This is a genomic window from Methanomassiliicoccales archaeon, assembly GCA_036504055.1.
Taxonomy (GTDB): Archaea; Thermoplasmatota; Thermoplasmata; order Methanomassiliicoccales; family UBA472; genus DASXVU01.
The window spans coordinates 1-14,573 of record DASXVU010000036.1 but is presented as its reverse complement, the minus strand read 5'-3'; the positions used below and the strand labels follow the sequence as shown (position 1 = coordinate 14,573).

The 14,573-nt window shown below is 54.2% G+C and carries 10 protein-coding genes; 6 read left to right on the top strand and 4 right to left on the bottom strand.

Annotated elements, in window-relative coordinates; genetic code table 11:
• Positions 1-45: 45 nt before the first annotated feature.
• Complete coding sequence (locus tag VGK23_08785; GenBank protein HEY3420632.1) at positions 46-3,393, top strand: right-handed parallel beta-helix repeat-containing protein; 3,348 nt, start codon at positions 46-48, stop codon at positions 3,391-3,393.
• Positions 3,394-3,736: 343 nt separating this feature from the next.
• Positions 3,737-6,583: a fibronectin type III domain-containing protein gene (locus tag VGK23_08780; GenBank protein ID HEY3420631.1), complete on the top strand. Its 2,847-nt coding sequence runs from the start codon at positions 3,737-3,739 to the stop codon at positions 6,581-6,583.
• A 63-nt stretch (positions 6,584-6,646) separates the two neighbouring features.
• Here the strand turns inward: VGK23_08780 and VGK23_08775 are convergent, their stop codons facing one another.
• Positions 6,647-7,306: a helix-turn-helix domain-containing protein gene (locus VGK23_08775; protein ID HEY3420630.1), complete on the bottom strand. Its 660-nt coding sequence runs from the start codon at positions 7,304-7,306 to the stop codon at positions 6,647-6,649.
• 110 nt (positions 7,307-7,416) lie between these two features.
• Here VGK23_08775 and VGK23_08770 point away from each other — a divergent pair, with 110 nt between their 5' ends.
• The 4 genes from VGK23_08770 to VGK23_08755 all read left to right on the top strand — a co-directional run bounded on the left by VGK23_08770 (position 7,417) and on the right by VGK23_08755 (position 10,650).
• A complete protein-coding gene (locus VGK23_08770) occupies positions 7,417-7,944 on the top strand; it encodes a DUF6326 family protein (GenBank protein HEY3420629.1) in 528 nt (175 codons plus the stop codon).
• 12 nt (positions 7,945-7,956) lie between these two features.
• A complete protein-coding gene (locus VGK23_08765) occupies positions 7,957-8,877 on the top strand; it encodes an NAD(P)-dependent alcohol dehydrogenase (GenBank protein ID HEY3420628.1) in 921 nt (306 codons plus the stop codon).
• 14 nt (positions 8,878-8,891) lie between these two features.
• The gene (locus VGK23_08760) at positions 8,892-9,872 is read left to right on the top strand and encodes an NAD(P)-dependent alcohol dehydrogenase (GenBank protein HEY3420627.1); all 981 of its coding nucleotides are present in this window, start codon (positions 8,892-8,894) and stop codon (positions 9,870-9,872) included.
• 328 nt (positions 9,873-10,200) lie between these two features.
• A complete protein-coding gene (locus tag VGK23_08755; GenBank protein ID HEY3420626.1) occupies positions 10,201-10,650 on the top strand; it encodes a GNAT family N-acetyltransferase in 450 nt (149 codons plus the stop codon).
• Positions 10,651-11,154: 504 nt separating this feature from the next.
• Here VGK23_08755 and VGK23_08750 read toward each other — a convergent pair.
• The 3 genes from VGK23_08750 to VGK23_08740 all read right to left on the bottom strand — a co-directional run.
• Positions 11,155-12,093, bottom strand: a complete 939-nt coding sequence (locus VGK23_08750) for a 2-dehydropantoate 2-reductase (GenBank protein ID HEY3420625.1) — start codon at positions 12,091-12,093, stop codon at positions 11,155-11,157.
• Between the two features lie 29 nt (positions 12,094-12,122).
• A complete protein-coding gene (locus VGK23_08745; protein HEY3420624.1) occupies positions 12,123-12,821 on the bottom strand; it encodes a class I SAM-dependent methyltransferase in 699 nt (232 codons plus the stop codon).
• 1,143 nt (positions 12,822-13,964) lie between these two features.
• Positions 13,965-14,573: site-specific integrase (locus VGK23_08740; protein HEY3420623.1), on the bottom strand; the 609-nt coding region annotated here is incomplete at its 5' end.

Sequence of the window (14,573 nt, the reverse complement as noted above, 5' to 3'; positions counted from 1 at the left end):
TTATGTTAATATACGCCTGTACGATTTAACAGTGGGGATAAATTCATGAGGACCAAGTTTCTGACAGCCATAATATCCATTGCCTTGCTGATTAGCGTGTTTGGCACGTCGATGGCGAGCGCTACGCTCACCACATCGACCCCAATCGTAATTAATGGCAACACTGACCTTGACAGCTATCCGGGAGCCGGAACGGCCTCGGACCCGAAGGTCATCGCCAACCTCAGCATCGACGGCAGTGGGGGCGCGGGCATATCGATTACCAACGTCAACCTGTATGTTACGATCTTCAATTGCACCATATACAATGCTAATTATGGTATCCAGATCGTCGGATCAAGTAACATACTCGTAGACAACAACACCATCACCGGAGCGGCAGGGACTCACGGCATCTATCTAGATTCCAGCACCGCCACCCTGGAGAGGAACAAGCTCACCGGTTGCTCGATCGAGCTTAGGCACGTCGACAGCAACAGCGGCGTTCAAGCCTACATCGACGCCACGGCGATCTCATCCACCAACACCGTCAACGGCGCGGCCGTGTTCTTCCTTAAGAACCAGAACATGGACAACGCCTCGGTCCCCTCCGGGGCAGGCGAGGTCATCCTGCTGAACGTTACCTACGCTAACGTCAACGGATTGAACAACCACGGCGGAGTAGTAATCTTCTGGAGCTCTCACATCACGGTCGAGAACAGCGTGATCACCGGCGCGTACGACGCGATCTACTCGTTCTCGTCCAACTACTGTACCTACACCAACAACCAGATCGTGGATGCCTGGCACGCCGGCATTCGGCTGTACCTGTCGTCGCACAACGCTGTATCCGGTACCGTCGTCACTCACCAGGTCGTGTACAGCACTGCGTACGGCATAGTGGTGATGTATTCAACGAACAATGTCATCGCCGGCAGCACCGTCAAAGACACATTCGATGGTATAGCCCTATCTTATTCTAACAACAACAATGTCACCGATAGCAGAGTGAATCATTCAACCGGGAACGGCATATACATCGAGGCATCGAACAACAACAACGTCTCCAATAACATCGTGAACGGTTCATCGTTCAGAGGCATATTCACCCAGCTGTCCAACGGCAATGTCCTCTACAACAATACCGTCGTCGGTGCCCTGGATTGCGGTATCAGCCTGTGGAAGTCCTTCGGCAATACCGTCAACAGGAACAAGATCTTCAATTCCTTGGACTACGGCATCAACCTGACGGAATGCACCGGGGCTGTCGATCTTATCTACACCAATGTGCTGATCGGCAACAACGGCAGCACCTCGGTGTACAGCGCGGACCATATCCAGGCCCATGACGACGCCTCCAACCGCTGGAATGGAACGATCGGCAACTATTGGGGCGACTGGGCCACTCCCGACGCCAACAAGGACGGGATAGTCGATTCGTCATACGCCATCGCCGGGGGCCTATCCGTTGACAACCACCCAGTGGCCCTCTCGGTGAAGATCCTTTCACCCCCTTCGAACCTGTACACTAACGCGACCAGCATAGTTCTGTCGGGAACAACCACGGGTTACATCATCGCCGACGTCACCTGGCACAATCTGGTCTCCGGAGCGTCCGGTCAGGGCAGCGGAATAAGCTCATGGACCGCGACGGCCACATTGGTGTTGGGCATCAACAACATCACCGTCAACGCGACCGACAGCCAGGGCTTGATGGTCAGCGACAATGTGACCATCGTCCTCAAGACGCTCGGATCGAACCTGACCATCATCATGCCGAGCAACAACTCGTACAACACCACCGGCTCGGTGAAGGTGCAATGGAACACCAGCGAGGCCGCGTCCTTGATCGACAAGACCGAGATAAGCTCTGACGGAACGACCTGGACACCAGTGACCGGGAACAGCACCATCCTCACGTTGGCTGATGGCGCCTACACCGTGACCGTCAAGGTCACCGACAAAGCGGGCAACGTCAACCAGACCTCCGTTGCCTTCACCGTCGACACGGTCAAGCCGGTAGTCGTGATAACCTCCCCGAGCAACAACTCGAAGAACACCACCGGCTCGGTGACCGTCAACTGGACCTCCAGCGATGCCACGTCCGGCATCGACAAGACCGAGATCAGCACCGACGGAACGACCTGGACCACCGTGACCGGGAACAGCCACGTACTCACCCTGGCCGACGGAACCTACACCACATACGTCAAGGTGACCGACAAGGCCGGCAACTTCAACCAGACCTCCGTAACCTTCACCGTCGATACGGTCAAGCCGGTCGTCGTCGTCATCTCTCCGGCCAATAATTCGTACAACAACACTGGCACCGTGACGGTGCTTTGGAACGACAGCGGGGTAGTGGATATTGCCAAGACCGAGATCAGCACCGACGGAACGACCTGGACACCAGTGACCGGGAACAGCACCGTTCTGACCCTGGCCGATGGCGCCTACCAGGTGCACATCAAGGTGACCGACAATGCAGGCAACGTCAACCAGACTTCCGTTGCCTTCACCGTCGACACGGTCAAGCCAGTAGTCGTGATAACCTCGCCGAGCAACAACACCGTAAACATCACCGGCTCGGTGACTGTGAGCTGGGAAGCCAGCGATGCCACCTCCGGCATCGACAAGGTCGAGCTCAGCACTGACGGAACGACCTGGACCAACGTGACCGGGAACAGCCGCGTCCTCACCTTGGCCGACGGCCCATACACCATAACCGTCAAGGCGACCGACAAGGCCGGCAACGTCAACCAGACGTCGGTGTCGCTGACCGTCGAATCGTCAACGCCGACGGTCACCGACAAGACCCCGATCGGAAACGTCGTCCCCAGGGGCGCCACCATCGCCGTCCAGTTCAGTGAGCCGATGAACAAGACCGCCACGACCATCTCGGTCAACGGCGTCATCAGAGTGCTGACCTGGAACGGCAACAACGCCACCTACACGCCCTCCTCGGCGCTGGCCTATAACACCACCTATACCGTCACGGTCAGCGGTAAGGACCTGTCCGGGAAGGAGCTCGCCACCGTAAGCTGGTCGTTCACCACGATGAAGGACGAGGGCAAGATAACCTGCACCCTGAAGGATGCCAGCGGCAAGGCGGTGGCCGGCGCAAAGGTCACGCTGAGCAACGGCATGAGCGCCACCACCGACGCCAACGGGTACTTTGAGCTCAAGAACGTGACGTCCGGCTCATATACGCTGACGATCAGCAAGGATGGGTACAAGACGGTCACGCAGAGCGTATCCACCGCAGCCGGAGAGACGACCGCCCTGGGAACACTGAGCGCACTGGCCAGCGAGTCCAGCAGTGACAACACGCTGCTGATCGCCGGAGGGGCCATCGGCATCATAGCGTTGCTGGCCGCCGCGTTCCTGCTGCTGCAGAGGCGCAAGAAGAAGTGAGCGTCGAGAGCAACGAGGCCTCACCGCCTCCTTTTATCTCTTTCCTGATGGTCCTTAGCGGTAAGGACCATCAACACTTTTCTCTATCTTTTCCAGCATCAATCGATTGTGCGAATACTTACTGGCCATTTCTTGATGCGCCGTGTCGATCTCCTGTCTCTGCGTAAAAAACCCTGGCCATAATCAGTCGATACCGGCCTCATGAGACAACCTTCCTTTCATTCGTCCAGGCCTGAATTAGGATTGAGGGATGTACGGAAGCAATGGTAGGGCGGAAAAATGTGGTAAATGAAAAAGCATTATTACGCTGACCTCCGCATATTAATTGGGGGATCGGCTTCACATGAGGTCGCGTTCGCTGACGATCATGGCATTGGCGTTGATGCTTTCGCTAGCATCCGTCTCAGGCCTTGCCTATGGCGGTGACGGCGCGCTCTCCGTAGCACAGACGAACGATATCGTGATGAAAGCGCCGCTGGCAACTTCATACATCGGAGACAGCGTCGATGGAAGCATCGTCATCTACTATTTCTGGGCGATCGGCTGCTCACACTGTGCGGCAACGGAGCCGTTCATCGATAGCCTTGCCGCAAAATATACTCAAGTCACCTTTCTGAAACTGGAGATAACCCATAACCGTACCAACTATCTGCAGTTCTTGGATTTCAACAACGCCTTCAGCACCGGGCGCACGACGACTCCTTCTGTCTTCATAGAGAACGAGGTGGCACTGATAGGTCCGGATGAGATCAGGGCTGACCTGGAATCGACCATACTGCGATTGACCCAGGTCGATCCGCCTTCCGCACCTCAATTCCTGGTTGCGAATGCCGGGAATGGAGGCGTCTCTCTAACCTGGTCCACGCCGGCAGACAATGGCGGCGCAGTTATCACTGGATATGATGTGTATCGAGGATATGTCTCCGGCGGGCAGGAATCGACCCCGATCGCAGCTCTGGGAAACGTACTGGCTTACACCGACACCGGTCTGACGAACGGCGTCACCTATTATTACAGGGTGAGCGCGGTAAATTCTGATGGAGCGGGGGAACGATCCAACGAAGCCGCCGCCACTCCGGCCACAACACCTTCGGCACCGAGCCTAACCTCGGCCACTCCAGGCAACGGTCAGGTGGTACTAATCTGGGCGTCTCCAAGTGGTAATGGTGGAAGCATTATCACCAATTATAGGGTGTACCGCGGGATCGCATCCGGGTATGAGACGCTCCTGACCACCGTTGGCGACGTTCTAACATACACCGATTCCGGGCTCGATAACGACCAGACCTATTGTTACCGGGTAAGCGCAGTGAACGGCGCAGGAGACGGACCTGTGTCGGATCAGCTCAGTGCCACTCCTGTCGGACCGCCAACCACTCCTCAGAACTTTCAGGTAAGTCCTGGTGACGGCTGTATCAATCTATCTTGGCAAGCACCTGCCAGCAACGGTGGCAGCGTCATCACCAACTATGAGCTGTGGCGGGGTATATCCCCAGGTGAAGAATCGTTCCTGACCGATGTCTATCCGAACCTCTGGTTCAACGATACTGGCCTGACAAACGGTCAGACCTATTACTACATCATAAGGGCCGAAAATGCACAGGGATCGGCACCGAGTTCAAATGAGGTCTACGCCATACCAGGCAAAGCTCCGACCGCGCCAACCGCGCCTCGATCCCTGACCGCCACCGCCGGCAACGGTCAGATCATCCTGACCTGGTCCGTGCCAGCGAACAACGGCGGTTCAACGGTCACAAACTACAACGTCTATCGCTCCATGACATCTGGCAGCGAGACCCTGTTCCTCACCCTGGGAAGCGCTCTGACCTATACCGATAGAGGTCTGACCAACTGCCAGACCTACTATTACGAAGTGAGCGCGGTGAACTCGGTAGGGGAGGGGCCGAGGTCTGTCGAGTCCAGTGCCACCCCTGCAACCGTACCTACCGCGCCCCAAAACCTCCAGGCCAGCCGCGGCGACGGCTACATCAACCTCAGCTGGCAGGCTCCGTTCTACGACGGTTGCTCCGTCATCACCAACTATGAGCTATGGAGGGGGGTTTCCTCTGACGCAGAGACGATCCTGACCGACGCATATCCGAACCTCTGGTTCAATGATACTGACCAGATCAACGGTCAGACCTATCACTATAAAGTGCGGGCGGTGAACGCCCAAGGCCCGGGACCGGAATCCAACGAGGTGAACATCACCTCCATCGGGACGGCCGTTGCTCCTTCCGTTCCTCAGGACTTTGTCGTCACCTCAGGGGACGGGCAAGTCCTTCTGTCATGGAATGCGCCACCGTCCAACGGATCGGCCGCGATATCGGGTTACTTGATCTTCCGGGGAACGAGCCCGGCCTCGATGACGCTATTAAACACGGTAACTTCGACTTCGTACACAGACACCGGTCTCACAAACGGTCAGGTCTACTATTACCGGGTTTGTGCCTTCAGCTCGGCCGGCAATGGCACGATGACCGATGTGCTCGATTCCACACCCAAAGGTGGGTTTTCGACGGACCTGACGATAGGGATGGTCATAGCTGCGGCAGCGATAGACAGCATCAATCCCTGCGCCATAAGTGTCATGATATTCCTGCTGATGTTCCTTACCAGCCTCGGGAACAAGAGGCGGGTGCTTCTGGTCGGCATCGCCTACATCGTCACCGTATTCCTCGTCTATCTCATCGCTGGGATCGGTTTGCTGGCCTTCCTGCAATCCACGGCAATGACCAGGTACGTTTACTATGGGGCAGCCGTGCTATCAATAGCGATAGGCGTCATCAACATAAAGGACTACATTTTCCCGGGCAACAAACCCACCGTGGCCATTCCGGAATCCAGGAAGCCATTGATCAAGAAATACATCGAGAAGGCCAGCATCCCGGCGGCAGTGGTGCTGGGGGCGATGGTGAGCATGTTCGAGCTCCCTTGCACCGGAGGCATATACCTGGCGATACTGAGCCTGCTGGGCGACAACATGACCGCCGCTCAGGGCATGCCCTACCTGGTACTGTACAACCTCATCTTTGTGCTGCCCCTTGCGGCAATATTGGTGATAATCTACTTCGGGGTCTCGGCGCAAAAGGCCAATGAATGGCGCCTGGAGAAGAGAAGCAAACTCAGGCTCGTGATAGGCGCGGTGATGCTACTTCTCGGTACGGTGATGCTCTTCGGGGTGATCTGATCATTACTCTCAATCTGATGCATGTCCCTAACGTGTTTCACTCTGGCTGTGATCGCTAATGGATCAGAAGCGCCCGGTGATGATCTCCTTGAATATCCGCCCCTCCGCCTTCCTCATGTGCTGCAATAGGGTGGGTTTGCTGATGCCCACCTTCCGGCACAGGCGTTCGCTGCTGATCCGCTTGGGATAGTCGTAATAGCCATTCTGAAATGCCATCACCATCACCTCCCGCTGTTTGTCGGTCAGGACCGCCAGGATGTCGGCGCTATGGTAGGCGGCCCTTCTGAAGGACATCTTCCGTATGGTGCCGGCGTTCCTGATCATCTCGATGAAATCGGACAGGTTCTTCCGCTCCCCCATCATGCTGATGGTCAATTTCTCCGGAGAAACGATCGTCGGTATGGTGTGGACCAGACCGAGGTCGGATTCCTGGAACTGCCCCTTGGTCTCTTCCGGTTCCGTGTATCGGATAAGGCAGGTATGTCTGTTGTCGGTGGATTTCAGGACGCTCAGGATGTCCATGTTGCCTACCTTCCTGAGATCCTGGATCGACACCCCCTCCTTCAGCGTGAACTCAATGATCTCGATGCATATGCCTTCCTTGTAGTCCATCTTCAGGGTCTCAAGTATCGAGTAGGAACTGACCATGGCAAAGGTCTCGGCCATTTCCTCTTTTACAGCCTCGAAGGGCTCGATCTCCAGGGTGAGGGTCCTCATGGCCATGCACTTAAAATAAGCAAGCCGCTATTTAAACTATAATACATGTATTGCTCAATTTCCTAGTACTTTCTCGAGCATGCAATGGTCGGCGAATATCGCCGGGTGATACAATCGTGGAACAGCATCAAACGATCGGAAAGGACAAGGTCGAGAGGACGAACGGGAAGGGACTGGAAGCGACGCCGGGGCCGGTCCTGGAACAGTTGAGGATACCGGTCCAGGTCAAGCTGGCGGGGTTGTGGGCCGCCGTGATGTTCATGTACATCTACGTGGACATCATCGGATTCTTTAAACCGGGGACGATAGCAGAAATTCTGGCAGGTAAGGCCTGGATCTTCGACATCGATCAAACGTGGCTGCTGCTGAGCCTGATGTTGATGACCCTGCCGGTCATAATGGTCTGCGTCTCCCTGATGTTGCCGGCCAAGATGAACCGGTATGCGAACATCGGTCTGGGCACGTTCCAGATCATGACCGCGTTAGGGTTCAGTTCGGGAGAGGTCAATGCCTATTACGTCTTCGGGACCGTCGTGGAGGTCATTATCCTAGCCATGATCATTTGGGTGGCATGGAAGTGGCCCAGGGTCCAAAGGGACGGGGCGGTAAGGAGCGCACAAGGGTTGGACGTCCTGAACGCGTGAGTGTGACCCAAAATGAAAGCCATAGTGATAACGGGAAGCGGGGCGCCCGAGGTCCTTGAGCTCAGGGAGGTGGAAAAGCCCACCCCCCGGGACAATGAGATGTTGGTCCGGGTCCACGCCTCGACGGTGACCATCGGGGACGCCATCCTCCGCAAGCTGCCCCGATTCGTTATGGGCCCGATGATGGTCGTGATGGGCATGAAGATGAAGAAGATCGCAGGTCATGAGCTTGCCGGTACAGTCGAGGCGGTGGGCAAGGAAATTCGGTCGTTCCAGATCGGCGACCATGTCTTCGGAACGACCACCGGCCTCAAGTGTGGCGCCAACGCCGAATATGTCTGCATCCCCGGGGAGGGCGGAAAGGGGGCGGTGGCCATGAAACCGGCCAACGTATCCTTCGGGGAAGCCGCCGCCATCCCGATCGGGGGGATGACCGCGCTCCAGATACTCAGGCTGCGGAACATCGGGAAAGGGGATAGGGTCCTCATCTATGGGGCGTCCGGTTCCGTGGGCACCTACGCCGTGCAGCTAGCGAAGTGCTACGGGGGACACGTGACTGGGGTCTGCAGCGGTGCGAACCTCGACCTGGTGAGGTCGATCGGTGCCGATGAGGTGATCGACTACACCAAAGAGGATTTCAGGAAGAACGGGAAGACCTACGACGTCATCTTCGACACCGTGAGGAAGCTCAAGAGGTCGAGCTGCGACCGGTCCCTGGGTGAAAACGGGGTCTTCCTATCGACGTGGTCCCCCACCAGGGAGTCGAATGAGGACCTGGTCCGACTCAAAGAGCTCGTGGAGGCGGGAAGGTTAAGGCCGGTGATCGACAGGACGTATCCGTTGGAGGATGTCCCGGAGGCGCACCGGTATGTCGACAAGGGACACAAGAGGGGCAATGTGGTTATAACCGTGGTCGGTGATAATTATGCCTGAGAATCCACAACACCATGAAAGCCATAGTGTGCGACAGATACGGCCTGCCGGATGTCCTCCGGCTCGAGGAGGTGGGGAGGCCCACCCTCCGGGACGACCAGGTACTGGTGAAGGTTCACGCCTCGTCACTGAACGCGGCCGATCTCGAGCTGCTGGGCGGCGCGGTCTCGGCGCGCATCACCGGTCCCTTCAGGCCACGACATCGGATACCAGGATCGGACGTCGCCGGCCGGGTCGTGGAGGTCGGAAGGAAGGTCGACCGGCTGAAAACCGGCGATGCCGTCTTCGGCGACCTGTTCACCTGCGGCTTCGGCGCTTTCGCAGAGTACGTGGCAGTACCTGAAGTTGCATTGATGCGGAAACCGGACAGCATATCCTTCGAGGACGCGGCCACCCTTCCCCAGGCGGCCAAGATCGCCCTCCAAGGCCTCCGAGGGAGGCGCCCCATCAAAAAAGGGCAGAAGGTCCTGGTCAATGGCGCCGGCGGCGGTATGGGTACGTTCGCTGTTCAGATCGCCAAGCACTATGGGGCAGAGGTGACCGGCGTTGATAGCCTGAGGAAGCACAAGATGCTTCTTGCCATCGGGGCAGACCACGTCATCGATCATGCCCAGGTCGATTGTACGACCGGCGGGGAGCGCTACGACCTCATACTGGATACGGTCGCGCGGCGGTCGATCTTCGATTACCGGCGGGTCATGGCCCCCGATGGTCTGTATGTGCTCGTGGGAGGCTCGAGATACGCTATCTTCCAGGCGCTCGTCCTAGGGCCATTGGTCTCCATCGGCGGCAAGAGGATGACCATCAACCCTTGGAACGTTGACAACGATGAGGACATGCGGTTCCTGCTCGAGCTCCATGAAAGGGGCAAGCTCTCGCCGGTCATTGATCGAAAGGTCACTCTCGGCGAGGTTCCCGAGGCTCTCACGTACCTATCAAAAGGGCTCGCCCTAGGGAAAGTGGTGGTAACTGTCGGAAATGATGGGAATCTCTAACAAGGACGTTTTGCTGGACTGAATCTTTCTTGCTAACGAAATTGACAAAGATGCTCGGCCACGCCCTCTCGGAGGCGCTGGTTTGGAATTCGTTAACCCTATGAGCGGACATGGAATTGTGGCCAGGTTCATCGACATCGGGCATTTCATCGAGATGTTATGGCCCCAATGCACGGGTGCGTGGTCCAGGATTCATACGCTGGGCAGCCTGATTACTCTCCTCCGGACCGGTCGACTCCATTCAAAAAGGGCACGTTGTAAGCCTTGCACTGGCATGACCTGGACAGTTCCCTAAATATCCGATATCTCATTATTTGCACGGTGCTTTGTGTTCAACACGACCGTTAGGAGGATTCGCAATGAGGAACTGGAAGACCTGCTCGGCCTCTATGGGCAACTACATGAGGGCGACCCGGACATTAGGGAGGACCCCCGCCTGGAGGAACACTGGGACAACATCCTCAACGACCCCAACTTACACTATCTGGCGGTCGAAGTGGATGGCAAGATCGTCTCCTCCTGTTGCCTGGCCATCATCAAGAACCTCACTCGGGCCATGAGGCCGTACTGCATCATCGAGAACGTGATCACCGACCGTAACTTTAGGAAGCGGGGGTATGGCACCATGGTGCTAAGCAAAGCGGTGGACATCGCCCGGGAGCGGGATTGCTACAAGGTGATGCTCTTGACCGGCCAGAAGGACGAGGGGACCCTGAGGTTCTATGAACAGGCCGGATTCGTCCGGGGAAAGAAGACCGGGTTCATAATCGATCTTTGATGGCCATCTTCCAGGATGGTCAGAATAGCTCATAGTATCATAGTCATGAAATTTTCAGTGGTAGGTAAGCGGTGTTCGAGCATTTCCTAGGGCATATCCCAGGTTCAGGTACTATATCACCAAGGCCTTGATGATCCATGTCGCCTGCTTTGTGATCATGTCGCTCCTGTTCGCTGTTGTCGCCCCAAATTCCTTTTTCTCCGTGGTTCCTTGGATATTGCTATTGGGTGCGCTGAGCGGGCCGTTCATGGTTTTTGTGACATGGGTCAACGTGTCTGCATGGGGTCAATGATTTTCGACTCTGAAGCAAAACAAGAATTGTTAATCAACGGTCTTCGCACATCGTAGGTCCTTGACAAGGTTGCGAGCTTTGGGATTTGAACCCGAGTCATCCAGGCAACCACTAAATAACCTCAAGAATAATAATGCATTAGGCCCAAGGGGACATTAACTCCCAGATAGAACTCTTATTTCCACCACGATATTAATGCCCTTACGGAGGAATCAATAGTTTGCCTTCCCTTTCTGTAGAAGTTCATAGATCATTTTAGTAGTTTCAGTATTTATTCCAAGCTCTTCTCCCATTCTGATGATCGCACCACCGAAAAGGTCCCGTTCATCCTTTTTGCCTGGGATCTCATAATCTCTCTGGAATGAAGTTTTAGTTCCGAAAGGAAAATTTCTAGCCTTGACGAAGGATTCATCGATGATCGACGGGGGCAAAGGTATGCGTTTTGCGTTGGCGATATCAACGATCTCTTTCATTATTTTCATAACATAGCTGGACAGTTCCTCGGATTCCAACACCTCGCCCATCGTCTTGTCGTAACAAGCCGTGACCAGGCCGAAAGAGGCAATGAAGATGAATTTTCCCCATATCTCCACATAGGGATTGTCCGATAGGCTAAATCGGATGTTGGCCCGTTTCAATGTGTCCGTCAGACCTGCGATGTCGTTCCCATTTCTTGGGTCTTTCCCGAACACGATGGTGCAGGCCCCTCCCCGCTGGGTCACCTTGCCCGGCCTTTCGATATGTGTTCCCACATAGACACTGGAGGGAAGGACGAGCCCTTTTCCGATGATCGTTCGTATCCTTTCGTAGATGTCCACGCCGTTCATAAGCGGCAGGATGATGGTCGAACCAGTGATTTTAGGTCTTAGTCTTATGAGCACCTCTTCCAGGTCGTAGCTCTTCACGGCGATGAGACACAGGTCCAAGGTTGGCAATTCAGAGATGTCCTCGGTCGCAAGCGTTGGCGTGCATATTATTTGGTGTTCGTCGGTATCCAGGAGCAGACCGTTCCTTCTGATCTCAGCCAGATGGTTTCCTCGGGCGATGAAATATATCATCACGTCTGGGTCGTCCCTTAGCAATTGGGTGAGCTTGCCCCCAAAATATCCCCCGACCCCGCCAACGCCTATTATCGCGATGTTCATGTTCATTCCCTTCTATCGATAACGGTATGACAATTTCATTTCTTTCCGCCGTAGACGGTGAAGTTATAGTACTTCCAGATCACGTCCACGTTCCTGAAACCCGTTTCCTCAAGCCAGTGCAAATGATCGATCAGCTTGGCCGGTGAATCCTCATGCTCATAGCGAGGGACTTGCACCTCATCGACATCCTCTCTGGGAAAGCTTCGGTACATGAACTCCTTCCACTGCTTCATGTAGATGTTTTGGATGCGGTCGTCCGAACCCAGGACGATGTCCGCGTTATAGAACGACCCACCAGGTGCGAGTGCTTCGAAGATCCTGCGGTAGATCATCTTCTTGTCCTGATCGGTGACGATATGGTGCAGGGCAAGCGACGAGATTATGATGTCGTAATGGCCGTCGAACTCAAAGTGGTAAAGGTCTGAGAGAACATATCTCACTGACTGATGGGCGCTCAGCCTTTGCCTGGCGACGTTCATCATTTCCTCGGTCATGTCCAGGCAGGTCAATTCTGTTCCAGGAAACGCGGCCATCAACCTTTCTGAAACCGCCCCGGTCCCACAACCGAGGTCGATCGCCCTGAATTTACTTTGAATTGGTCTATCAATGCATGAGATCAGGGCATCCAGCATCTCCTCGTACAGGGGAATGACCTTTCTCACATGGGCGTCGTATTCTTTGGACTTCTCGGAAAAATTGGACCGGATCTCGGCCATCTTTTCTTCTCTTCCCATATGCGTCACTGTATAGGCAGACATCTACTTCTCAGAACTTGATTGTGCCGGGGGTGTTGAATATGTCCGGCCCGACCCAAAAACCGCCAACCTATCGTTATCAGGCCAGATCGTAAAAGGCGAATTTCTGAGAATTTTTTCCGTCTGACTGGATGAAGATTGAGTGCGGGCGTCGGTATACGATTCTCCGCTCATCCAGATGGTCAGGAAAAAAATCTCAGGAATGCGAAAAAGGCCCAAACCCCTTCATATTTATCTAACTATATTTATAATAAATTGTCATATCTATTATCGCATTTATTGTTGAGGAATTCGCCAAGATCGATGCATTATCGGTGAAAAATACCATTCATCTCTCTTCTTCTCCATGGTTTGATGGATCAATACAAATTAAGGCCAGTATCTATAAGGCTCGGACAGAGCTTTGTTCTACATCACCAAATGTATTATTTGGTCATTCAAACACTGACATCATATGAGAATGAATGGTAAAATATACCAAAAAAATGACGGTTCTTATCACGAAAATAACGCAACTTATCTGAGTTATTCAATTGAATTTGTCATGGAAATATGGTATATGAATTTAGTATAGTTTATTTTAAAAGGATTTGATTCTCGTCAATCCATCTGATGATTAGTAATTCTCTCGGATAGGTATTAGGCCTACATACATCATTATGATATGAACAAATATTATAATATAGTTAGTAAATAATGATAAATATAATAAAATTACTATCTATTATCTTGAAGTCTCTTATTGACAACGAACTATCATGTTTTGTTTGCCTTCAAAGTCAAGTTCTGTCAGTAGAGACGAGGCCGATCAAGTGGGGATGTATGCATCCTCGAGGTGGGACAAGGTATCGCAGACGAGGGAGTCTGCTCCGATGGTACCTGGCCCGCAATACTAGGGTCGAGGAATCACTTGTTTGTCAAAATAGATAATGCGCCATTTAGCATTGGAAGCCCACCCGGACAAGCAGATGGACCTCTCGCATTACATCAGAGGCACGCTATCTTCAGTTTGCGTAAATATTTTCTTCGAAAAACCAGCTCCTGTGTAGAAACCTGCTTCATCTAATAGCACCCACTATTGTGTGAATTCCAGGCGTTCCTGAAGACTAAGGGACAACTCATTTATGGCTTGAACCCCGATGGTGCATGCCCGGGTACTGTCCCTTCCAAACCCATCATAAACTCCTCGGCCTTCACCATGCCCTCTGACATGTCATCTAGGTTGAGCCCAAGATACCTCTGCGTCTGTTCCTCTGTCTTGTGTCCGAGTATCTTCATGATCGTCGCGGTCGGGGTGCCTGCCCTTTTATGGATTCTTGCCCCACTCCTTCTCAGGACGTGGTTTGAGATTTCCTCCTTCGGTATCATGGCCCTCTCGCCTACATTCTTGACCATGCGGTCGATTGCCGTCTTACGATAGGGGTGCAGCTCGCCTCTCCTCTCATATATCATGACCTCGTCAGGTATCACAAGGGTCGGGTTCGTCTCTCTTGCCTTTGCGATCAGTCCCTCCCTTAGCTTGAGGTAGTACATCCATTCCTGTCCGGTCCGCGGGTGCCAGGGCACCGACCGAGGCTTCCCTCCGGACCGTCCCTTTCCCCATATATCGATCCTTCCATCCTTGACGTCCTCGACGGTGAGCCGCAAAACCTCGCATCGGCGCATCATGCAATCGAGCTCGAAGTGCACCAAAATTCTTTCTAGCCCGACCGCACAGTTCCTTAGGGCGAT

Bases quoted from the DNA above. Each gene is read 5' to 3' on its own strand.
- VGK23_08785 (HEY3420632.1), top strand. From the start codon at position 46: ATGAGGACCAAGTTTCTGACAGCCATAATATCCATTGCCTTGCTGATT.
- VGK23_08780 (HEY3420631.1), top strand. From the start codon at position 3,737: ATGAGGTCGCGTTCGCTGACGATCATGGCATTGGCGTTGATGCTTTCG.
- VGK23_08775 (HEY3420630.1), bottom strand. From the start codon at position 7,306: ATGGCCATGAGGACCCTCACCCTGGAGATCGAGCCCTTCGAGGCTGTA.
- VGK23_08765 (HEY3420628.1), top strand. From the start codon at position 7,957: ATGAAAGCCATAGTGATAACGGGAAGCGGGGCGCCCGAGGTCCTTGAG.
- VGK23_08760 (HEY3420627.1), top strand. From the start codon at position 8,892: ATGAAAGCCATAGTGTGCGACAGATACGGCCTGCCGGATGTCCTCCGG.
- VGK23_08750 (HEY3420625.1), bottom strand. From the start codon at position 12,093: ATGAACATGAACATCGCGATAATAGGCGTTGGCGGGGTCGGGGGATAT.
- VGK23_08745 (HEY3420624.1), bottom strand. From the start codon at position 12,821: ATGGGAAGAGAAGAAAAGATGGCCGAGATCCGGTCCAATTTTTCCGAG.